Source organism: Entomospira culicis, from assembly GCF_028748145.1.
Taxonomy (GTDB): Bacteria; Spirochaetota; Spirochaetia; order WRBN01; family WRBN01; genus Entomospira; species Entomospira culicis.
Genome location: NZ_CP118181.1, coordinates 1031382 through 1052692, shown reverse-complemented (window position 1 = coordinate 1052692; position 21311 = coordinate 1031382). Strand labels below are relative to the sequence as shown.

Below are 21311 nucleotides of genomic sequence, written 5' to 3'. Positions count from 1 at the left end.
GCGAGTAATCGCAATGTAATATCTAGTAAAAAGAGACATAGGTTACACTACGTTACTTTAAATTTGACACTTCTTTGTATAGCGTGACGAGCACATCAATGGGCGTATCAATGAGTGGTTCATACATAAAGGCATTAATATGAATAAATTCGGGCGTGATGATTAAAACTTTTTGCAGTGTTTGATGATCGGAGAATTCTTTGTGATACTTCTTAAAAAGCTCTCTGGTTTGATTTTCCTCAATGTCATCTGTAGAATCATCACCTAACTTGGATATCATAAATTCTTCTGCTTTTAGGCGAATAGCAATGGCAAGAACTAATTTGTCTATAATTTGTTCAAATGCCATTTCTTCTGTGGAAATTATACTATCAGCTACATGGTAGATTACATCTAAGGCTTTTTTATTTTCATTGTTTGCTGATAGATTATGGTCTGGTAATACTTGACTTATGAGCTTTGATAGGGTAATGTCTTTTGTCTCTTTTTTTATGTGCAGTAGTTTTGTGAAAAAGCTTACACTACATTCATCCCCTTGATATTCGGCTAAATTTCTAACAAAGGGAATGGCTGCAACAAGATGTTTATTGATCTCGTTTTCTTCCTTTGATTTTTTTAATTTTTTAAGAATCATACCATTGAAGAAATTTCTGAAATAGTTTGCTTTTGTGATTATAATTTCCGCATTATTATTCCTTGTGGCTCTGTAGCCTTTGCAGCGATCATCGCCTAGTCGGGAGTAGACCGAACGATAAAAATCGTAGTTATGGGTGAGGAGGATAAGATAGAAGAGTGGTTGGTTTGTATTCTCTCTCTTTTTTTCTGCTAGGTATATGAGGTATTCAATAACGGCGTGCTTGCTGCCATAATCAAAAGAGTCAACGATGTCATCAATAATTACATACGAAGGATGTACTGCTTCTGTGTATTTATTTAAGCGCATTAGTTCTTGCATTTTCAATATTGTAAATTCTCCTTCTGATAGTATTTCCGATGCTTCTTTAATAGAAATAGTAGAATTATTTTTTTGTATACTTTCTATCTTGAAGTCATATTTTAATATAGAACCAGAATTATAATCTAAGGATATTAGATTTGTGAAAAACTGCTGCATGTCATCATTTAATTGCATTATTAAACTGTTATCGTAGTCAAGTGTAATTTTTTCAACTTGATTATTAATATATTCTTTGTATGCGCTATCTGTAGTGTATTGATTTTTGTCTATATTCTTGCCTAAATAATGAAATATCATATTTTGAGTAAGATGCGTGGGTTTATTTTTTCCTTTTAAGTCTTCATCAGTATTAATGATAGATTGAGTTAAATCTTTTAAATTTTTTGCAGTAGGAGGTAAAACTGTTAACATAAATCGTTCAAATTTGCTACCACTTATGGTAACTGTTGAGTTTTCATTTGAATCTAAGCATGTGATATCCTTTTCTTTACCGTCTCTATATAGGTAAAGGGTTTTTGTAAAAGATGTCTTCATCACTCCATTAGATGCATAAATAAGTGATACATTGTGTGCATCATCAAACTGAAAGGTATGATTCAATGAGCCGATACCAAAGCAGTTCTTCATTTCAATTTTTAGATTAATTGGATTATTTTTTTTCTCATTTTCAGACATATAAAACCTCTTTTTAAGATTGATTAACTAAATTGTATCATGTTAATAACAGATTGTCAACAAAAAAAGAGGCACAATCGTGCCTCTTTGCTTACCCTGCTACTTTTTTGGCTGGGCGATAATTTTATCTAGTCCGGGGCGCTTGGTGAGGTCTTTGGGCAAGCCCGCCTCGCGCGCCTTGTTTACATAGCTGGCCTCTTCAAAAATGTAGCGATACTCGGTGTGCGGTTTGTACGTGCCGTTGCTAATGGCTACGGTGTCCTCGGTCATCACAATCTCTTCGTCGGTCGGAATCACAAAGACTTTCACCTTGCTGTCGTCGGCGCTAATGCACGTCTCGGCGTTGCGCGTCATGGCAAGTTTGTTCTTGGCGAGATCTACCTTGATGCCCAAGTGCTCCATCCCGATAAGCGCACCAGCGCGGATATCCGCCCCAAATTCGCCCACGCCCGCGGTAAAGACAATCGCATCTAGCTCTGGCCCCACCACCGCCGCGTATGCGCCAATGTACTTCTTAATGCGATAAATTTCCATGTTCTGCGCCAAGATACAATCGGCCTCGCCCTTGGCAACGCCATCTTCTACATCACGACGATCGGTAAAGCGCCCGGTAATGCCCAACAATCCGCTCTCTTTACTCAAGGCTGCGTCGAGTTGATCGATGCTCATGCCCGCCTCGCGCGCCATGTAGGGCATAATCGCGGGGTCAATATCGCCCGATCGCGATCCCATCACCAAGCCTTCTAGGGGCGTCATGCCCATGCTGGTGTCCACACTCACGCCGTTCTTTACCGCACACGCCGAAGCGCCGTTGCCAATATGACAGATAACAAGATTAGTTTGATTAGCAGGTTTCCCTAAGAGCAGTGCCGCACGTTTGGAGGTGTACAAAAAGCTCGATCCATGAAAACCATAGCGACGCACCTGATGCTTATCATACCACGCATGAGGCAAGGCATACATAAATGCCGTATCGGGCATGGTCTGATGCCACGCGGTATCCAAAATGGCACAGTGCGTAACCTTAGGCAAGAGCGCTCGCGCTGCCTCAACGCCCATGATGTTGGCAGGGTTGTGGAGGGGAGCAAGTGGCTCAACCTTTTTGAACTGGGCAAGCACCTCATCGGTAATCTCCACCGACTGCGTAAAGACCGAACCCCCATGCACAATGCGATGCCCCACCGCCGTTACTTGGTTAATATCGGTGATACAGCCGTAGGTTGGGTCGAGAATGCTCTCCATTACCCAAGCAATCGCCTCTTTGTGGGTAGGGCAGGGGCGCTTTGCCACAAGCTCGTCTTTGCCCTTGCTCTTGTACTCAAGGTCGCTCTGGCTCTGCCCCACGCGCTCTACCACGCCACTACCCAATACGTCTTTGTTCGCCCAGTCGTACACTTGGTACTTAACCGAGGAGCTACCACAGTTCAATGTTAAAATAATCATGCTATCATCCTTTGTTCATAAGATTCTATCCTTAGATGATAGCCGATAAAAGCGAAAAAATCAACTAAAAGCAGCTAGCTTTCTTGTCGATTCTATTTTTTGAAGTGTTCATAATCCTCATCGAGGGTTTTGATGGTATGGGTTTTTACACCGATATTGTACTTAATCAAAAGGCTAGCAAGACGATTTCCATCAATGAGTTCAATCTTATCTTCTTCGGCGACTTTAATAGCACCAGACTCAAAGCTACCAGAAGTAATGAAAATGCCTAGTCTTGCTTTATTTTTTGTAACGGTATGAGCGAATGCTCTCATAGCTTCAACGGAAATGTTATACTTGTAGCGTTTTACTTGGAAGCAAATATTTTCTGGTTTTAGTTCATCTCTTATGATGAATCCGTCGATACCGCCATCGCCAGATCCCTTCGTTACTTCTACCTCGTACCCCATGGCTTCAAATAAAGCTCCAACCAAGTGTTCAAAGGCATAGGGGTTCATTGTGCTGATTTTTTCCAGTAAACCCTTGTTAAGATCCTCGGTAAATTTGATATCAGCATCCACTAGTTCGTCTCCAAGCTTAGTTTCAGGCAATGCTTCCACCTCGGCTAATTGCTCGCTATCGCTACCTTCGTTGGTTAGCTCCCATACTCCCCATCTAGGGTTGTTCGTGAGATGGGATTTCTTTAACTGATCCATGATGCCTGTAAGAGGGTAGTAAATTTTACGGGTATCTTCTTCGTCTAACTGAAATTTGTTAGACATATGCTTGTGAATCTCTTTTAGGGGTTGCTCTCCGTTTTTAAGGAATTCTAAAACAGTTGCACGCATTTCGCTCGATGTTGGTCTTGGCATAATATGCCTCCTTCTAAAAAATTGATACTTTAATTTTACCACGGGTATATTTATCTTGTCAAGAAAAATTTTTATAAAATGATAAATTTTATCTAAAGCCCACCAAGAGGTTGCTCCCCAAGATGCGGATGCGTTGATGCTCTTTGACGATGATGGCGATACGGCTCTCGTGGGGGCTTAGGTAGCTGGCGATAAGCTCTGCGTTGTGGGCGAGGTTTTGTGCCACAATCTTCTGGCTCTTGCCTTGGCGCAGAATCAGTTGGTGCGCTTCGTGGGCAAGCGAGAAGCTCTTACCGGCGGCGCTAAAGGTGGCGCGTAGCGCATGGTTGCCGGCGGGGCGTATCTGGTGCTGGGTCATCTGGATTTGAAAGGGTGCTTGCCACTGGCGCGTAAGGAGATTTTTGGCATGTTCGGCGCTGTTATCTTTATTCATCACATCAAATTGGACAATCACTTCATCGTCTAGTAGGTTGACAAGCAGATAGCTTGCGTCGTAGCCGTTAAAGGGATTTTCATGGACAATCTGCAGGGCAAGTTTCCCCGAGGTTGACCAGCCGAGGATCTCGATGCTTGCCTCTGCCCATAGCGACAGGGGCGTGCAAAGCACTAGGAGGATGGCGAGGTATTTAGTCATAGCGGCTAAGGCTTGCGAGGCTTTTTGGCGCACGGGGGAGCATGGCGAGAAAGGCCTGCCGAATGGCATCGCGTTTGGGGCGATTCTCTGCCCATGCGTGGAGGATGGCTCGGCGCGTTTGGCTATCGTAGTCGACCAATTGCGCAAAGCTTGGTGCCTCGGCAAGGTGGCTAGGTAGCACCCCGTGAATCACCAGCGAGTAGTAAAAGAAGGGCGTATCTAACAGTTCAGGCGCGAGGGTGGGATCGTTAAGCCACTGAAGCAGGTGGTAGTAAAAGAGAAAGAATTGGCTCTCTTCTGCCCCGCGATAGGTGAGAAGCAGAGCTTCTGTCCACAACGAGATACGGGCGAGGCGGGCGAGATCGTGATGAATCAGGCTAAAAGGATAGTGTTGCGCCACGGCGTGCAACTGGGCATATCCCTTGGCATTGTATGAGATTAGCACTTGCGCCATGCTTACGTCGTGGCTGTAGGCGCGCAAACTCTGGTCGCTAATGCTAAGCATCTGCAACCCGCGCTCCTTGGTGAGCAGGTTAAAGCGTAGCGTCGCTTGACGCACACTAGGCAAAAAAATTGCCCAGTCATAAACTTTTAGCAAGGCAAATCGCGAACTCTTCACTCTCTCCCTTATCGATCGAAATAGGAATTTAATTGAGTAAAAAGTGATAAATCCCCTTGATTTTTAGGGATTGCATGCGATATAATAATAGTGGATGGAAAAATAGGGGAAGCAAGCGTGCATCAAGGAGAGCCTAGTACTTTTTGGCAAGTAGCAAAACAGGAATTTTTACGAAAATTCATTCACATGGCCAGTGTTTTATCTATTTTTGTGGCGCGTTATAGCGAACCGCTCTTGATTTGGGGCTTAGCCATCATCACTATTATCTTTATCGTGGGGGAGAGCATTCGCTTGATTTTAGGGGGAACATCATTGATCACGCAGTTGGTTGCCTTGGTTAAGCGTGGCAGTGAGGATGAGCGTCCTGCCTTGGGGCCCATTACGCTCTCGTTGGGCATTATGAGCGCCTTTCTCCTTTTTCCTACGGTGGCCGCCCGATTGGCCGTGGCAGCGCTTGCCTTTGGCGATGGTATTGCGAGTTTGGTGGGGCGTCTCTTTGGGAGACATCGTCCTAAATTGTTGCGAGGTAAGAGCATCGAAGGATCGCTTAGCTGTTTTCTTGTCGTCTTGGCAGCCAGCTACGTCTTAACCAAGGGCGATCTTACCACCAGCTTTTGGGTCGCGCTCTTAACCACCTTTATCGAGGCCTTACCCCTAAAGAGTTTTGACAATCTGGTGATTCCCTTGTGCGTTGGCTTTCTTAGCTTTCGGCTGGGATACTAAAGCGAGCGTACACAGTGAAGATAACCCTAACGTCTATGAAACATATCAATAAAATTCTCCTTTTGGTTGCCGGCTTAACGCTATTGCTGTTGGGATTACTAATTTTTAGTCCTAAGCAAGTGGAGAGTGGCTACTATGATTTTGAAGAGCTCTCGCCGGTGGTTAGTCGCTACCCTAATTTTTATGCGCTAATGGTTGAGGTCAACGATTTTAAGCTTGATTTGGAGAGCGCCTCGCTAAGCGCAACTGCTGATCTTGCCGATAAGCTCGGATTTTCGCACTTTATTCTCTTGCACCGTGAGGCGATTACGTTTAACCCCGCGGCCTTTGCGTTGTGGGCGACGGTCTTTAATTTACGCGGGCAAGATGTGCAGATCGCCAGCGCCCCTGATCGTAGTGGCGCTCGCAGCGGCTACTTTGTGATGGCCTTCTTTTATAATGAAGAGAGTGAGGCCAGTGGCTATGCGCTTCTCAACTCACAATTAGATAGCGATGTGAAGTATTTTGAGGTAGCTACGCTGAAAAAAAAGTATCGACAAGCATGGCTCTCGCCCTCTACGGCGGTAGATTTACAAGCCGAAGCGCGGTTACGGTTGGTGCATAACGAGGCACTTAACGAGAGCATCAATATGGTTATTTTCCATAACGATGACTCTAGGCGTTGGCCCTTTCTCTTAGCAATTGATACATCACGTCAAGAGGCGATTGCCAACGGTTACCCGTATTTTATCGTGTTAGAGGCAAACATTAGTGGCGCGCAAGAAGTGGTTGCTATGCAGGTGCGCACGCGCTATCTCTCTAGCGCCGATTTGCCAGAGGATCTTTATAAAAAGGGCTATCGCTCCTTTATGATTTGGTCTTCTGGCGAATCGGTGTTACCTTAGAGTTATAAAGAACATAGAAATGGATGAGGCAGAGCAATGAGAATAAAGATTGATGTAGCAATTATTGGAGCAGGTCCTGCGGGATTAAGCGCAGGTCAGTATGGAGCGCGTGCAGGGCTCTCGTGTGTGGTTTTTGACGGGGCAATGAGCGGAGGGCAGACCCTCCTTATTGATATGCTAGATAATTATCCGGGCATCTTAGCGATTGACGGCTTTGGTTTTGCTGGTGCGATGGAACAGCAGGCAAAGAATTTTGGGGTGCAGTTTGTCTTGAGCATGGTGCATCGGGTCTATCAGGAATCACATAAGCATGTTATCGAGCTAGCCAATGGCGATATTTATGAGGCTTATGCGGTAATTGTGGCTACGGGGGCGAAGTATGCTAAGTTGGGCGTTCCGGGGGAGGAGGCATTTTTGGGCAAGGGGGTAAGCTATTGTGCGACGTGCGATGGTCCCTTCTTTAAGAATCAGCCGATTTTGGTGGTGGGTGGTGGCGATACGGCCTTTTCTGATGCGCTCTTTTTAAGTGGCTTGAGCGATCGAATTGTTTTGATTCATCGTCGTGATAAATTCCGCGCGCAACATTACCTGGTGGAGCAGGTTAAAGCCAATCCGCGGATCGAGATTCGCACCTTTACCGAGCTCAAGGAGATTCAGGGGGAACAAAAGGTCTCGCGCGTGGTTCTTCTTGAGAATCAGAGCGGGCGCACCTATGAGGAAGAATTTGGTGCGGTCTTTATCTTTGTTGGCACCTATCCGCAAACCGAACTCTTCCCTTATTTGGATAAAGATGAGAGCGGATACATTATCACCAATTCTAAGTTAGAGAGCTCGGTTAAGGGCATCTATGTGGCAGGCGATGTGCGTAATACGCACTTTCGTCAGGTGGTTACTGCCTGTGCCGATGGCGCGTTGACAGCGCATATGGCCGGCGCGTATATCGACACCCAGCGCACCTTAACCTTATAGGATCTCTTCTGGTGATACGTTGGTCTTACTGGCAAAGCGATGCCGATGAGTGCGCTCTTTTGGCTTATTTTGAGAAGCGCGAGTGGGCGCATCTCTACCTTGCCCATTGGGTTTATCGCGCGTGTCAGGAGGTGGCGCTACGCAAATATATCCTCTTGGCGTATCACCATTCGGGAGAGTTGCTCGGGGTTATCGCACTAGACAAAGATGCGCGTTTACTGGTAGATGCCACCACCACGCTCTCCTTGGGTGCCGATGGCGCGTGGTTGATTTTGGCGCAGTGGCCTAAGCCCTATTGCCTGATCGGTACGCCTACGGAGCTCTTTTGGTTGGAGCAACGCTATGAACGTAGTATGCATTTTATCGGGGTTAATTACTTCTCGATGACGATAAATCCTCAGGCGATGCGAAATTTTTCATTGGTAACCCCTGATGCGATTGATTTTGTACCTAGTACATTGGCTGATTTTTCGACATTATTAACCTTAGAGATTGGCTATCAACAAGAGGAGGTGATGGTTGCTAAGCACCACCTCTTGAGCGAGAATGCCATCGCAACGCATTTTCGTCGGCGTTTAACGCAAGAAGAGGGCTATCACTTGCAGTACAAAGAGCATATTTTGAGCAAGGCTTCTATCAATGTGGCAGGTCGCGCGTATGATCAGGTAGCAGGGGTCTATACCACCCCCAGATTGCGAGGCAAGGGCTTAGCCAAGATTTTATTTTATCATCTTTTTCAGTTATATATTGTTCGCAATAAAGCACTTGTGCTCTTTGTGAAGCAGGAGAATCGATCGGCATTACGACTGTATCAGTCGGTGGGTTTTCGCGAAAAACAGACATATCGCATTAGTTACTTATGAAATAAACCGTGATGATGGAAGGAATGATGAACAATAATGAAATTCTTGAGGGTAAATTTCCTCTTGCTTATATAAAAAGTCTCCCTGCCCAGCAACTTGCCGATGTTGCTCAGCGGATGAGGAGTGCGATGGTAGAGTCGCTTTTGGAGAGTGGCGGGCATTTTAGTAGCAACTTAGGCACGATTGAGTTGACACTGGCGCTCCATTATGTCTTTAACTCACCAAGAGATAAATTTCTCTTTGACGTGGGGCATCAATGTTATGCGCACAAGATTATCACCGGACGGGGCGAAGCGTTTGCAAGCATACGTCAATTTGGGGGATTATCGGGCTTTACGCGTCCGCAAGAGAGCGAGCATGATATTCTCTCGAGTGGGCATGCTTCGGTGAGCTTGAGTGTGGCTGCCGGAATGGTGGCTGGGCAAGCGTTAGAGATGCGTAAACAGGAACGGGTGCTTGCCATCATTGGCGATGCGGGTTTGAGCGGTGGTATCGCCTTTGAGGCGCTTAATCATATTGGGGCGATGGGCTTACCGGTTATTGTTATCCTTAATGACAATCAGATGTCGATTGCCCCCGGCTGTGGTGCGTTGCATGAGCATTTGGCGATCTTGGAGGATAGAAATTTTTTCACCACCCTTGGCTTTGAGTATTGGGGCGACTACGATGGGCATGATTGCGCATTGATGGTCGATCTCTTTACGAAAGCAAAAGCGGTGCAACGTCCTCTACTTATCCACCTAAAGACGCAAAAGGGCAAAGGCTATCCGGCAGCCGAGATCGATCCGATTGCCTATCATGGGATTACTGGTAAGGGGCAGGCTAAGGCGAGTGCGCCTTCTTATACGCAGATTTTTAGCGAGGCGTTGGTTGGGCTTGCCCAAAAGCATGAGGATGTCGTAGCAATTACCGCGGCGATGCCTAGTGGTACGGGGGTGGATAAGTTAGAGAAGCTGATGCCCCAGCGTTGCTATGATGTGGGGATTGCCGAACAGCATGCGGTGGCTTTTGCTAGTGGCTTGGCGTTGGCAGGTAAGCGCGTGGTGGTGGCACTATACGCAACATTTTTACAGCGGGCGGTGGATCAGGTGATTCATGATGTGGTGATGCAACGTCTACCGATGATTATCACCCTAGATCGGGCGGGGGTGGTGGCGGGTGATGGCGAGAGTCATCAAGGGGTTTACGACATTGCGTTGCTCCAGAGCTTGCCGAATCTTATCTTTTTGGCACCAGCATCAGGAGAAGAGCTCAAGCTGATGCTTAGCTGGGCAAGCGAGCAGTCAACATTGGTGGTGATTCGCTACGCCAAGGCAGAGATTCCTGATGCGCAGTTGAAGATTCCGCTTGAGCCTTTGGTCTTGGGCGTGGGAGTCTTCTGGCATCGGGTTGAGGATGCCGCGATTTTACTGGTAAGCTTGGGCTCTTTGGCAATCGAGGTGGAGCGAGCGATTGAATATTTGGGTGAGCGTAATATTGCTGTGGATCATTGTCATGCGCGCTTTATTAAGCCACTCAATGTGGAGTATTGGCAGTCGTTATTGGCGAAGTATTCATTGGTGGTTACGCTGGAAGAGGCGGTGGTGGATGGTGGCTGGGGCGTGCAGTTGGCTAGTTTGATGAGCATGGCGCAGGAGCGTCCGCGCTTTTTGCACCTAGGTGTGGAGAGCTCGCTCTTGCCACATGGGAGTCGAGACGACTTATTACGCTTTTGTCAGTTAGATGGTACCTCGATAGCCCAACGCGTGGCGAGTTACTATCAATATTTAGATGATAAGAGTAGCGCCGATGTGGTGTAATATGGGAGCATCTTTTGGGTGACGATGGGAGAGAGATGATGGCATTTGATGTAGAGGCGTATCGAGCGCAAGCGTATCAAGGCAAGCGCGTGGTGGTGATGGGCTATGGGCTTTATGCGCATGGCTCGGGCATCGCTGCGACGCGATATCTAGCTGAGGCGGGGGCAGAGATTATTGTTAGCGATCTGCGTAGTCAGGAGGTTCTCCAAGAGAATGTGGCGCGTCTGGCGCATTATCCTAACATCATTTGGAAGTTGGGGATGCCTCATGCAATGCAGGATTTTATCGATGCGGATATCGTGATTAAGAATCCGGGAGTACATAAGAGTTCGCCCTTTTTGGCGCAGGCAAAGCGCATCGAGAGCGATATTTCGCTCTTTTTATACGAATATCAAGCGATGCAGGCAACGCACCAGCATCAGATGATCGCAGTAACGGGCAGTAAGGGGAAATCCTCCACGGTAAGTTTACTTTATCATCTTTTATCCGAGGAGCCTCACGCCTGCTTTTTGGCAGGAAATATTACCGTCTCGCCGTTGTTTCACCTTCAAGCGCTTTGGGATAAGCCTCATTCTCGGATCATTTTGGAGCTCTCTAGCTGGCAACTGGGCGATCTTGCGGGCAAGGATTTGCTCAAGCCGACGATCGCTCTGCTGACAAATCTTATGGCTGATCATCTGAATTACTATCAATGGGATATGCGCGCCTATGCCGAGGATAAGGCGGAGATTTTTGCGCACCAAGGGCAAGATGCCTTGGCGATTCTTCCCTTAAACGATCTACACATGCCCTACTTTTTGCTCAAGATTAAGGCGCGGGTTGCCTTCTTTAGCGAGAACGCATTACCTTCGATTTATGCTGATGGCATTTATTGGCGTGATGAGCGGACGTTAGTGATACGCGAACATTTTGAGGAGCGGGTCTTTCCGCTTACGGTATCGAGTGTGGCGATGGTACGGGTGAATCTGGCAAATGCGATCTGGATTGCGCATCTGATGGGGGTGGCTTTTCACGATATACAAGCACGATTGGCAAGCTATACTGGGTTGATCTATCGCTATCAAGTGATCGCAGAGGATAGAGATCACTGTTACATCAACGACAGCGCTGCCACCATCCCCGAGGCGACGATCGAGGCGATTAAATTCCATCGCACGACGAGCAAACAACTCGCGCTCATTCTAGGTGGGGCAGACAAAGGCAGTAATGTCGTAATTCTCTTGCCTTGGTTAAAAGAGGTTGCTTATGTCTATCTTTTGCAGGGTACGGCGAGTGCCTCATTAGAGGCGATCTTGCATACTTCAGGGGTGGCATTTTCGCATAACTGGAGCGATTTGTCGGCGATTGTGCATGATTTTCGCACGCGCTTTGCCGATCAATCTGTCGATCTTTTGTTAAGCCCTGCGGTGGCCAGCTTTGGACTTTTCAGCAATGAATTTGAGCGTGGACGTGCCTTTGATGAAGCCATCAAGGGCTTGCGATAAAAGAGGAGAGCGCGTATGAATATGGACGAAAAAGAGCTGTTACAGCACTACGAAGAGGAGATCAAGGAGTATCAAGCCGACCAAAAGAACATGAAGAAGATGCTTGGTGCGATTGGTGGCTCTAGCCATGCGCGCAAGGAGAAGTGGATCTCTATTTTTTTTATTATTGCTATGGTTGGCACCTTTGGTATGGGCTATCTCGTGCCGGGGTTTTCTAAATACTTATCTATCGAGATTGGGGTGTTGTTGGTTTCGGTTAAGGTGCTCATGTTGATGCACCAACAGCAGAAGATGCAACATTTTCAATTCTGGATTCTCAATAGCATCGAGTGGAAAATCACCAGTTTGGAGAAGAAGCAGGCCAAGCTACAACAGGCACTAAAAGAGGTGGAAGGTAAAGAAGCGAAGATTTTAGATATCTTGGAGCGCGAGCCTTGATGCTTACTTTATATAAGGTATAGCGTGGTTGAGTAAAAGAGGGGAAAGGTAAAGAAGCAAGAGTCTTAGACATTTTAGCGCATAAGCTCTAATTTGTTTAGGGTAGAACATTTTTGAAGGAAGGAATAGTGTGCAAAAAAATATAAAAAAACCCGAGCTATTGGCTCCGGCGGGAGATTTTGCTAAGCTTAAGGTGGCGTTGCTTTATGGAGCAGATGCGGTGTATGTGGGTGCGCCTGCGTTGGGATTGCGTGCGAAGTCGGGCTTTAGCGCCGAGGAGTTGGCAGAGGCGGTGGCGTATGTGCATGAGCGTGGCAAGAAGATCTATCTTACGCTCAATCTCTTTGCCAAGGATAGCGATGAGAAGCGTCTGGCTTATTTTGTTGAGGTTGCCCAGACGGTAAAGGCTGATGGCTTAATTATTGCCGATCCTGGGGTCTTCAACTATATGAAGGAGGCGAATTTGGGCATTTCACTACACATTTCGACACAGGCTAATGTCAGTTCGTCGCACACAGCGAAATTTTGGCAGGCACAAGGTGCAGATCTCTGTGTGTTGGCGCGCGAGTTGACCCTTGCCGAGGCGAAAAAGCTTAAAGAAGAGGTGGGCGACTTTGGCGTGGAGATCTTCATTCATGGGGCGATGTGTATGGCGATGTCCGGACGTTGCCTTATCTCTGCCTACACCGATTCGCGTAGTGGCAATCGTGGGGCGTGTAATCATGCGTGTCGAAAGAATTACAGCACCAAGTTGGTGGTTACCGAGCAAGAGGGGCGCGAGGTAGAACCCTTTGAGCTCTTTGAGGATGAGGATGGATCGTACCTCTTTAACTCGAAGGATCTCTGCTTGATGCCGGTGTTGGATGAGGTTTTATCGGCAGGGTTTGATAGCCTAAAGATTGAGGGGCGTAATAAGAGTTTGTATTATGCAGGTGCCGTTACGCGCGTCTATCGTCATGCGATTGATGCGTGGTTTGCTGACCCCGAACATTGGGATGCGAAGCTCTTTATTGATGAGGTTAATACCTTGCAAAATCGCGGATATACCTTAGGATTCGCTCATGGGTTTGCCGGTAAAGATGCCCAAGCATATCATACCACGGTGAGCACTAGTAGCTATCGTACGGCGGGATTTATTCGAGAATTACGTCCAGAAGAATTTGTCTTAGAGATTAAACATAAGCTTAAGATCGGCGATACGATCGAAATTTTAAGTCCATATCAATTTAAACCGCTTGCCTATACCATAAAAAGTATGTATGATGAAGAGAGTGGTGAGCCACTTGAGGAGAAAAATCCCGGTCAGGCAGGCTGGGCGGTGCGTCTTCCTCTCCCCGATGGCGTGGATGTGCATTTGTTACCGGTCTATACCCTCACGCGCATACAGGTGGCAGATGGATCAGGAGCAACCTAAATAAAGAAGGATAGCATATGAAAGAAAGAGAGGTAAGTACAGGATCGCCCTTAATATTGGGGGCGACTGTGCATAAAGATGGCGTTAATTTTGCCATTTACAGTCATCATGCAGAGGCAGTGGCGTTGGCGATTTTCGCGAAAGCCCAAGATTACGAACCTAGAGAGCGATATCAATTAGATCCAACGCTTAATCGTACAGGAGATGTCTGGCATATTTTTGTGCACGATCTGCCTTTGGGTGCATTTTATGGGTATTATATCGATGGGATTCATCAACCACAGCTGGGGCATCGCTTCGATTCTTCTCTCTTGTTGCTTGATCCTTATGCGCGGGCGGTTACGGGAAGTTTTGAGTGGGATTTTTTCACCAAAGAGAAGCGCCCTAAGTCGATTGTCTATGAAGACACATTCGATTGGCAGGGTGATCGCCCGATTCATTATCCACTTCAAGATTCTGTCATTTATGAGGTGCATCTTAAAGGACTCTCCCATACCGCTGGGAAGTCTTACGCGGGCACTTACCTAGGGGTCATCGAGATGATTCCGTACTTTAAGGAGCTGGGGATTACTTCGGTTGAATTTTTACCTTTGATGGAATTTGACGATATGGAGTATGCGCAAAATGGTAGTGAGGAGCATCCTTTACGCAACTACTGGGGTTACTCTACCATGTCATTTTTTGCACCCAAGGCGCGCTATGCGGTGGGCTCGCGTGATGGCGATCAGGTGATAGAATTCAAAACTATGGTGCGCGAGCTTCATAAAGCAGGCATCGAGGTGATTATGGATGTGGTCTACAACCACACGCATGAGGGGAATGAGCACGGGCCTGTGGTTAGCTTTAAGGGTATCGACAATAGTGTATACTATATGCTATATGAAGATAAACGCTATTATTGGAATTATGCGGGCACGGGCAATACGACACACTGCTATGCTCAGGTGATGACCAATCTTATTATTGATTCGTTGCGCTATTGGGTGGTGGAGATGCATGTGGATGGCTTTCGTTTTGATTTAGCCACAATCTTATCGCGTGATAGTCGTGGGTATATTTTGGATAATCCGCCCCTGTTGCGGTCGATTATGGAAGATCCAGTGTTGCAGAAAGTCAAGATGATTGCCGAACCTTGGGATGCTGGTGGTGGCTATCAAGTGGGGCACTTTCCTGGAAAGAATTTTGCCGAGTGGAACGATCGCTATCGTGATGATGTGCGTCGATATTGGCGCAACGATTACGACATGGCAGCGGCCTTTGCCACGCGTGTGGCGGGGAGTCATGATCTCTACGGCGCAAGTGGCAAGCGTCCTTATCTAAGCATCAATTACGTAACGGCGCACGACGGCTTTACTCTGCATGATTTGGTGAGCTATTCGCATAAGTACAATTACGCTAATGGACAGAATAATACCGATGGTACCGATAATAATTTGAGCTGGAATTCGGGTGTGGAGGGAGAGAGTAGCGATCCGAATATTCTTAAATTTCGTAAACAGCGCATGAAAAATTTCTTGGCTACGCTCTTTTTATCGCAAGGCACGCCGATGATGTTGGGGGGTGATGAATTTGGGCGCACGCAGTATGGCAACAATAATACTTATTGTCAGGACAACGAGCTAAGTTGGTTTGATTGGCAACTGGCGAAGAGCGAAGAGAGCGATTTGATGCGATTTACCAAGGAGTTGATCCACTTTCGTCGTCGTCATAATGTCTTTGGTCGTAAGGAATTCTTTAAGGGCTATGTGCCTGCAGGCGGTACAAAGCCTGATATCATCTGGTTTGGGTGCGACGGGCATCAATATAAGTGGCATAAGCAAGATAACGCGTTGGGCGTGCGCTACTCTGGCGAGCGCGAGGCGACGGGGTTGTCTAGTGAGTCTGAAGATGTGATGATCTTGTTCAATCCTACGCATGAGTCTAAGACCTTTTACTTTCCGCTCACTAGCGATAAGATGCGCTGGAAGCTCAAAATCGATACCGGCTTGCCTAGTCCACGCGATATCTTACCCGAAGGTGTCTATGAGGAGCTGGTTGATCCTTACTCGTACACCTTAATGCCACACTCCTTAGCCGTGCTTATCTGTTTTCCTCAATAAATACAGTAAAGAAGAAGAGTCTCAAACGAGACTCTTCTTCTTACTATCAATAAGAGAGGCTTGCTCTACTTAGCGCTAACTATTATGGGATAAAACGTTACCCCGACGATAATGAGGATGGTGAGGGGAATGAGGATTCGCACAATCCATAAGAGCACGGTTGGATAGGGCAACTTCAAGCTATGTTGGTTACTCAACTCGGTGAGGAAGCCACGCTTTTTCCAGAACCAGCCGGCAAGAATCACGACAATAAGCGTATTGAGTGGCAATAAAATAGAGTCGGTGAGAAAGTCTAGGGTGTTAAAAAGATTCTTTCCGTTAATCGTCCAGCCACTAAAGCGTCCATGTGCTAGTGCAATAGGTGTGTTTAGCACTAAGGTGATGAGGGTAAGGGAGATGGTTGCCTTTTTTCGCGATAGGTTGAATTTGTGCATCAGGTAAGAGACAATTGGCTCGATGATGGAGACGGCACTGGTGATGGCAGCAAAGAAGGTTGCGACAAAGAAGGCCACGGCAAAAATGGTACCCCCGCTCATTTTGGCAAAGACCTCGGGCAAGACGATAAAGAGGAGACCTGCGCCTCCTTCGGGGCTAAAGCCCATGGCAAAGAGCGCGGGAAAGATAGCAAAGCCCATCAAGATTGCCATAATCAAGGTGGAAAAGCTGACGATTAAACTAGACTTTAGGATCTTCGATTGCTTGGGTACGTAGCTACCATAAGTTACCATGATGCCCATGCCTAAAGAGAGGCTAAAGAGCGCTTGACCGGTAGCGGTGAGCCAGATTTTAGGGTTGCTGAAGGCGCTTGGATCGGGCTTGAGGAGAAAGTCGATACCGGCTTTGGCGTTGGGCAGAGAGAGACCTCTTATCGCCACCAAGATAATGAGGGCAAAGAGCAAGATATTCATCACCGTGCTATACTTTTCGATACCTTTGGCTACCCCTTGCCCCACAATCCACATGGTGGCTAGGGTGAATAAAATCTGCCAGATCAACGCCTCATCGCTTTGCATGAAGCTAGAAAAGTAGGTGCTGGTTGCCACATTTTGTAGCTGAAAGGTGCCAAGCTTAAAGAGATAATGCAAGACCCACCCACCTAAGACACTGTAAATAAGAAAGACAAGAAAGGCCCCAAGGAGGGCGATGGTTCCTAGCCACTTGGCTTTGGGGTGAATTTTTGCATAACTATCCACCACGTTGGTGCCACCAAAGCGACCCACACTATTTTCTACGCTTAGTCCCAGAATACCAATCAGAATAATCAATATTGTATATATAATAATAAAGGCGCTACCGCCATTGCTCCCCACCAAATAGGGGAATTTCCAGATACTACCCAAGCCTACCGCACTCGCGATGGTTGCCATTAAGAAGCCAAAATTGGAACTCCATTGTTCTTTTTGCGAAGACATATATAACTCCTTGTTGATATAGAGCTCTATGTTATCATATATTCATAAGAATATCAACACTTTTGGTATAAATATTTAATGATTGTGGCGTAATCATGCAGGGAGAAGGTATGATTGAGATAAAAATAAAGAAAGTGTTCGTGATGCTGGGGAAGATAAAGGTCTTGACAGTGGATGAAAGAGTGCATTATAATGAGTTACATTGTTAATGAGAAAAAAGGATAGAGGATGAGTAATCAACTGTTTAGTGTGGAGTCGTTGAGAGATTTTTTAGGGCAAACTTGGTTGGATAGCGCGATTGAGTCGGTAGATAGAGATGCTTTCTTAAAGCGATTTAAGGCCTATCATCGAGAGATTGTGAGAATCAAAGCAGAGAAGCTATCGGAAAGTTCGGTGGAGCATGCCATACAAGAGTTAATGGCGCAACCTATCAAAGAGCTTGGCGGTAAGTTAGACCTTAATAAAGGCGATAATTATGACCTCATCGTTAAGAATAGTAGTGATGCGCTGGTTACGTTGCTTGAGTGTAAGAAAGTCAAGACATCGGAGATGGTCTCTTTAGCAGATCTCAATAAGAAGGCGTTGCAACAACTTATCTATTATTACTTAAATGAAATCATTAAGGATAAGAAGACCACCCCCACGTTTCAGCGAAGTATGTCCATTAAACAGGTGATGATTAGTAATGGCTTTACGTGGCTGGTGTGGAAAGAAGAACATTTTTACGCGTTAGTTACGCAATCCTTTACGTATAATGGTGTTAAGACAAATTTGGCGAAGGTTCAGAGCGACATTAAGAGCAGCCAAGAGAATTATCCTATTATCGAGGATTACATTACGGAAGTTGGTGTAGAGCACTTTAAAGAGAAGTGCTACCTGCTGGATTTGAACCCCATCGACGATATCGAGGCGCTTGAAGATGAGAAGTGGAATGTGCTCTATCACTTTTTTTCTGCACCTGTTTGGCTGGGGCATAGCGCGTATTTGGATGCTAATAGCCTCAATGCAAAATTTTATCATGAGCTGCTGCATGTTATGGGGCTAAAAGAGGTCGAGATGCAGGTGGATGAGAAGGCAAAGAAGGAGAGCGATGGCGCGAAGATGAAGATTATCGTGCCAAACCCTGATGCGGTGAACTCGATATATTACAATATCTTGAGGAAGAAATTTAGAGTCAAGCCAACCGAAGAGATCCATGAGCTGGCCTTTCAAGTTTTAATCGTCTGGATTAACCGCATTCTCTTTTTGAAGCTCTTTGAGGCGCACTTGGTCAATGTGCGATCGAATCCTAGTGGGAGCAATCGGGTGAACTACGCCTTTATGGCGTATCATCCGGAGACGATTGGTAGTTGGAGCGATTTGGATTATCTCTTTTTTCAGGTGTTGGCGCAAGAACCAGAGCATCGCGAAGAGCGGATCAAGAGTGCGTTTACGCATATCCCGTATCTCAATAGCTCGCTCTTTATGAAACGGGTGGATCTGATTTATCGAGAGGACGAAGAGGATGCTTATGGCATTATTTTGGACGAGATCTCCACGCTAGACAATGAACCTTTAGCGTTGTATAAAGGGGATCATGGATCGGTGTTGGCGTACGAGGGCGTTAAGGAGATGCCGTTGCTGGAGTACCTCTTAAAGTTCTTGAGCGCCTACAGCTTTACGACCGATGGCAAAAGTAAGGTGCAAGGTATCGAGAGTAGGCTGATTAATGCCAGCGTGTTAGGCAATGTCTTTGAGAAGCTTAACGGGTATAAGGACGGATCGTTTTATACGCCAAGCTTTATCACCACGTATATTTGTAAAGAGAGCATGCAAGAAGCCTTGGTGGGTCGGGTGAATGCCGAAATGCAAGAGAACTTTGCGGATTATAGCGCGTTAAAAAAAGCCTTTAAGAAGATGGATGAGGAGGAGGAGAAGCAACTCCACGGCATTATTCGTAGCTTGACGGTGCTAGATCCTGCGGTGGGATCGGGACACTTTTTGGTCTCGGCGCTGAATGAGCTGATTAGTATCCGCTATGACTTTATGATGTTTGATCATATCCACCCCAAAGATGGCTTAACGCTATCGGTGCTTAACGACGAAATTATGATCCTCAATAGCGCAACGAAAAAACCCCTGCACTATACGGTGTACGATAGCCATACACAAAGCTTTCAAGAAGAGCTCTTCCATGCCAAAGTAGAGATCATTGAGCATAACCTCTTTGGGGTGGACATTAACCCCAATAGTGTGGAGATATGTCGGCTGCGGTTGTGGATTGAGCTGTTGAAGAATAGCTATTATATCATGGATGCAACGAAGGAGTTGGCGAGCCTGGATAGGCTGAAAAGCACGCGGGAGTACGTGCCGATGGCGACGCTACCTAATATCGACATTAATATTAAAACGGGCAATAGCTTGTTATATCATATTAGTTTAGAGGATAAGCAAGATGATAATGACTTACTAACAAGCAACTTACCCGAGGTGATTAAGCGTTATACCCAACTGCATCATGACTATATCAAAACCCGTAGTGCGAAAGACCGTAAAGCGCTAGATAAGGCGATTGCCAAGATGAAAAAGGAAGAATTTCCTATCCTCTTTGGCATGACCAGTGAGCAAAAACCCGCCGATATTGAGTGGCGCTACCTCTTTCCGGAGAGCTTGGACAAGAAGAGCGGAGCGTTTGTTGGGTTTGATGTGGTGGTAGGCAACCCACCGTATGGAGTGAGTTTAACGCCAACGGAGAGAAAATTTTTTGGTCGGTTTTATGGTATCAATAATACTGATACTGCGGTACTCTTTATGCTCTTAATGAAGAGATTAATCAAGGATAATGGCAAAGGGGGATTTATTGTTCCTAAGGCGTTAACTTATGCTTCGAATTGGGCGAGAATACGAGAAATTATCCTACCCAATTTAACAAAACTATATGATTGTGGCAAGGTATGGAAGGTGGTGAAGCTAGAAATGGTTGTCTATCTATATGATAACAAAAATACACCAACTTCTTATCATACAGGCTCTTTATCAGAAGAGGAAACGGTCTTTTTACCCACTCCTATAGATAAAAAAAATGTTGAGTCCTTTGGCTTTTTCTTAAATAATATCGAGGCAAATACAATAGAGTTGGGTACTAAGATAAAATCTAGTCATAAAGTGCTGAATGACTTTGTGACTAACAAGAGGGGTGCGCCGTTACAAAAGCATACAACGCAACACGAAGATAGATTTAAGGTATTAGGCGGTAAAGAGCTAGAGCGTTATGGCATTAAAGATCGTATTAAGGGGTACATGAGTCAAGAAATTGTTGCTCAAAATGAGTCATTTATCTTGCACCCAAATGCAATCCTCGTGCAACGCATTGTTGCTCACATCACCAAGCCATACCCACAGTTAAAAATTATGGCAACAAGTGTAGATATTTTGCCTAATCTCGAAGATTACGTAATCGTAGATACGATAAATCAATTGAAAAACATAAGTTATTTAAATTCTAAATATCTAGTAGGATTACTCAACTCAACTCTTATTAATTGGTATGTTTATAATTTTATTGTAGGTAAAGCGATTCGTACCATTCAGTTTGATAATCCACTAACATCACGCATCCCCATCATCGAGCCCACGCCAGCACAAGAGGCGCACGTGGTTGCTCTGGTCGATCAGATTATCGCCGCCAAGCAGGCCCTCACCTCATCACGCGCCTTAGAGCAAGAGCTGGATGCCTACATCTTTGCCCTCTATGGCTTAACCGATGATCAGATCGCCCTTGTGCGCGCCACGCCCAAACCCACCAAGGAGTAACCCCATGCCAGAGACCGTTGATTTTTTATTGTGAGTTGTGGTATGCTGTGGTTTAGAAAAGTGTATTTGGTTTTTACTCCAAAATGTGCACTGGAACGTAAATGAATACAATTGTTGCCCTCCGCGCGAGGGCATGAATTGAAACATGTATTGGAGTATAAACAACATCTTTTTTACGAGGCAATCATTTTGATTGCCTTTTTTATTGTTATCGCTTGACAAATAGCGTTTAAATAGAGTATAATTAGGGTATT

At 45.9% G+C, this 21311-nt stretch carries 16 protein-coding genes; 10 read left to right on the top strand and 6 right to left on the bottom strand.

Going from position 1 to position 21311, the window contains the following annotated elements; translation table 11 throughout:
• Positions 1-52 precede the first annotated feature (52 nt).
• From PVA46_RS04965 to PVA46_RS04945, 5 genes are all read right to left on the bottom strand, one after another.
• Positions 53-1633: a hypothetical protein gene (locus PVA46_RS04965; protein WP_167695655.1), complete on the bottom strand. Its 1581-nt coding sequence runs from the start codon at positions 1631-1633 to the stop codon at positions 53-55.
• 99 nt (positions 1634-1732) lie between these two features.
• Positions 1733-3076, bottom strand: coding sequence for an acetate kinase (locus PVA46_RS04960; RefSeq protein ID WP_167695654.1), 1344 nt, complete (start codon positions 3074-3076; stop codon positions 1733-1735).
• Positions 3077-3168: 92 nt separating this feature from the next.
• Positions 3169-3927: a restriction endonuclease gene (locus PVA46_RS04955; RefSeq protein WP_167695653.1), complete on the bottom strand. Its 759-nt coding sequence runs from the start codon at positions 3925-3927 to the stop codon at positions 3169-3171.
• A gap of 88 nt (positions 3928-4015) precedes the next feature.
• Positions 4016-4594 (bottom strand): hypothetical protein, encoded by a 579-nt coding sequence (locus PVA46_RS04950; protein WP_274360267.1) that lies wholly within the window; start codon positions 4592-4594, stop codon positions 4016-4018.
• On the bottom strand, positions 4554-5180 hold the full coding sequence (locus PVA46_RS04945) for a hypothetical protein (protein ID WP_167695651.1): 627 nt from the start codon (positions 5178-5180) through the stop codon (positions 4554-4556). Before PVA46_RS04945 ends, PVA46_RS04950 begins: the two co-directional genes overlap by 41 nt.
• 90 nt (positions 5181-5270) lie before the next feature.
• On the opposite strand from PVA46_RS04945, the gene PVA46_RS04940 reads away from it, so the two are divergent.
• From PVA46_RS04940 to glgX, 9 genes are all read left to right on the top strand, one after another.
• Positions 5271-5903 (top strand): diacylglycerol/polyprenol kinase family protein, encoded by a 633-nt coding sequence (locus PVA46_RS04940; RefSeq protein ID WP_274360266.1) that lies wholly within the window; start codon positions 5271-5273, stop codon positions 5901-5903.
• A 35-nt stretch (positions 5904-5938) separates the two neighbouring features.
• Positions 5939-6787 (top strand): hypothetical protein, encoded by an 849-nt coding sequence (locus PVA46_RS04935; RefSeq protein WP_167695649.1) that lies wholly within the window; start codon positions 5939-5941, stop codon positions 6785-6787.
• A 36-nt stretch (positions 6788-6823) separates the two neighbouring features.
• Entirely contained in the window at positions 6824-7756 is a 933-nt protein-coding gene (locus PVA46_RS04930; protein ID WP_167695648.1) for an NAD(P)/FAD-dependent oxidoreductase, read from the top strand.
• Between the two features lie 11 nt (positions 7757-7767).
• Positions 7768-8619 (top strand): GNAT family N-acetyltransferase, encoded by an 852-nt coding sequence (locus PVA46_RS04925; RefSeq protein ID WP_167695647.1) that lies wholly within the window; start codon positions 7768-7770, stop codon positions 8617-8619.
• 11 nt (positions 8620-8630) lie between these two features.
• A complete protein-coding gene (locus PVA46_RS04920; RefSeq protein ID WP_274360337.1) occupies positions 8631-10418 on the top strand; it encodes a 1-deoxy-D-xylulose-5-phosphate synthase in 1788 nt (595 codons plus the stop codon).
• Positions 10419-10453: 35 nt separating this feature from the next.
• The gene (gene murD / locus PVA46_RS04915) at positions 10454-11902 is read left to right on the top strand and encodes a UDP-N-acetylmuramoyl-L-alanine--D-glutamate ligase (RefSeq protein ID WP_167695645.1); all 1449 of its coding nucleotides are present in this window, start codon (positions 10454-10456) and stop codon (positions 11900-11902) included.
• Positions 11903-11917: 15 nt separating this feature from the next.
• The gene (locus PVA46_RS04910) at positions 11918-12340 is read left to right on the top strand and encodes a hypothetical protein (protein WP_167695644.1); all 423 of its coding nucleotides are present in this window, start codon (positions 11918-11920) and stop codon (positions 12338-12340) included.
• Positions 12341-12470: 130 nt separating this feature from the next.
• Complete coding sequence (locus tag PVA46_RS04905; protein WP_167695643.1) at positions 12471-13754, top strand: peptidase U32 family protein; 1284 nt, start codon at positions 12471-12473, stop codon at positions 13752-13754.
• 17 nt (positions 13755-13771) lie between these two features.
• The gene (gene glgX / locus PVA46_RS04900) at positions 13772-15853 is read left to right on the top strand and encodes a glycogen debranching protein GlgX (RefSeq protein WP_167695642.1); all 2082 of its coding nucleotides are present in this window, start codon (positions 13772-13774) and stop codon (positions 15851-15853) included.
• 65 nt (positions 15854-15918) lie between these two features.
• On the opposite strand, the gene PVA46_RS04895 is transcribed toward glgX, so the two are convergent.
• Entirely contained in the window at positions 15919-17265 is a 1347-nt protein-coding gene (locus PVA46_RS04895; RefSeq protein WP_167695641.1) for a sodium-dependent transporter, read from the bottom strand.
• A gap of 228 nt (positions 17266-17493) precedes the next feature.
• Here PVA46_RS04895 and PVA46_RS04890 point away from each other — a divergent pair, with 228 nt between their 5' ends.
• The gene (locus PVA46_RS04890; RefSeq protein ID WP_167695640.1) at positions 17494-21057 is read left to right on the top strand and encodes a type IIG restriction enzyme/methyltransferase; all 3564 of its coding nucleotides are present in this window, start codon (positions 17494-17496) and stop codon (positions 21055-21057) included.
• Positions 21058-21311 lie beyond the last annotated feature (254 nt).

Excerpts from the sequence above, each read along its gene's own strand:
- PVA46_RS04955 (WP_167695653.1), bottom strand. The coding sequence starts at position 3,927 with ATGCCAAGACCAACATCGAGCGAAATGCGTGCAACTGTTTTAGAATTC.
- PVA46_RS04890 (WP_167695640.1), top strand. The coding sequence starts at position 17,494 with ATGAGTAATCAACTGTTTAGTGTGGAGTCGTTGAGAGATTTTTTAGGG.
- PVA46_RS04935 (WP_167695649.1), top strand. The coding sequence starts at position 5,939 with ATGAAACATATCAATAAAATTCTCCTTTTGGTTGCCGGCTTAACGCTA.
- PVA46_RS04960 (WP_167695654.1), bottom strand. The coding sequence starts at position 3,076 with ATGATTATTTTAACATTGAACTGTGGTAGCTCCTCGGTTAAGTACCAA.
- glgX (WP_167695642.1), top strand. The coding sequence starts at position 13,772 with ATGAAAGAAAGAGAGGTAAGTACAGGATCGCCCTTAATATTGGGGGCG.
- PVA46_RS04920 (WP_274360337.1), top strand. The coding sequence starts at position 8,631 with ATGATGGAAGGAATGATGAACAATAATGAAATTCTTGAGGGTAAATTT.
- PVA46_RS04910 (WP_167695644.1), top strand. The coding sequence starts at position 11,918 with ATGAATATGGACGAAAAAGAGCTGTTACAGCACTACGAAGAGGAGATC.
- PVA46_RS04965 (WP_167695655.1), bottom strand. The coding sequence starts at position 1,633 with ATGTCTGAAAATGAGAAAAAAAATAATCCAATTAATCTAAAAATTGAA.
- PVA46_RS04930 (WP_167695648.1), top strand. The coding sequence starts at position 6,824 with ATGAGAATAAAGATTGATGTAGCAATTATTGGAGCAGGTCCTGCGGGA.
- PVA46_RS04895 (WP_167695641.1), bottom strand. The coding sequence starts at position 17,265 with ATGTCTTCGCAAAAAGAACAATGGAGTTCCAATTTTGGCTTCTTAATG.
- murD (WP_167695645.1), top strand. The coding sequence starts at position 10,454 with ATGATGGCATTTGATGTAGAGGCGTATCGAGCGCAAGCGTATCAAGGC.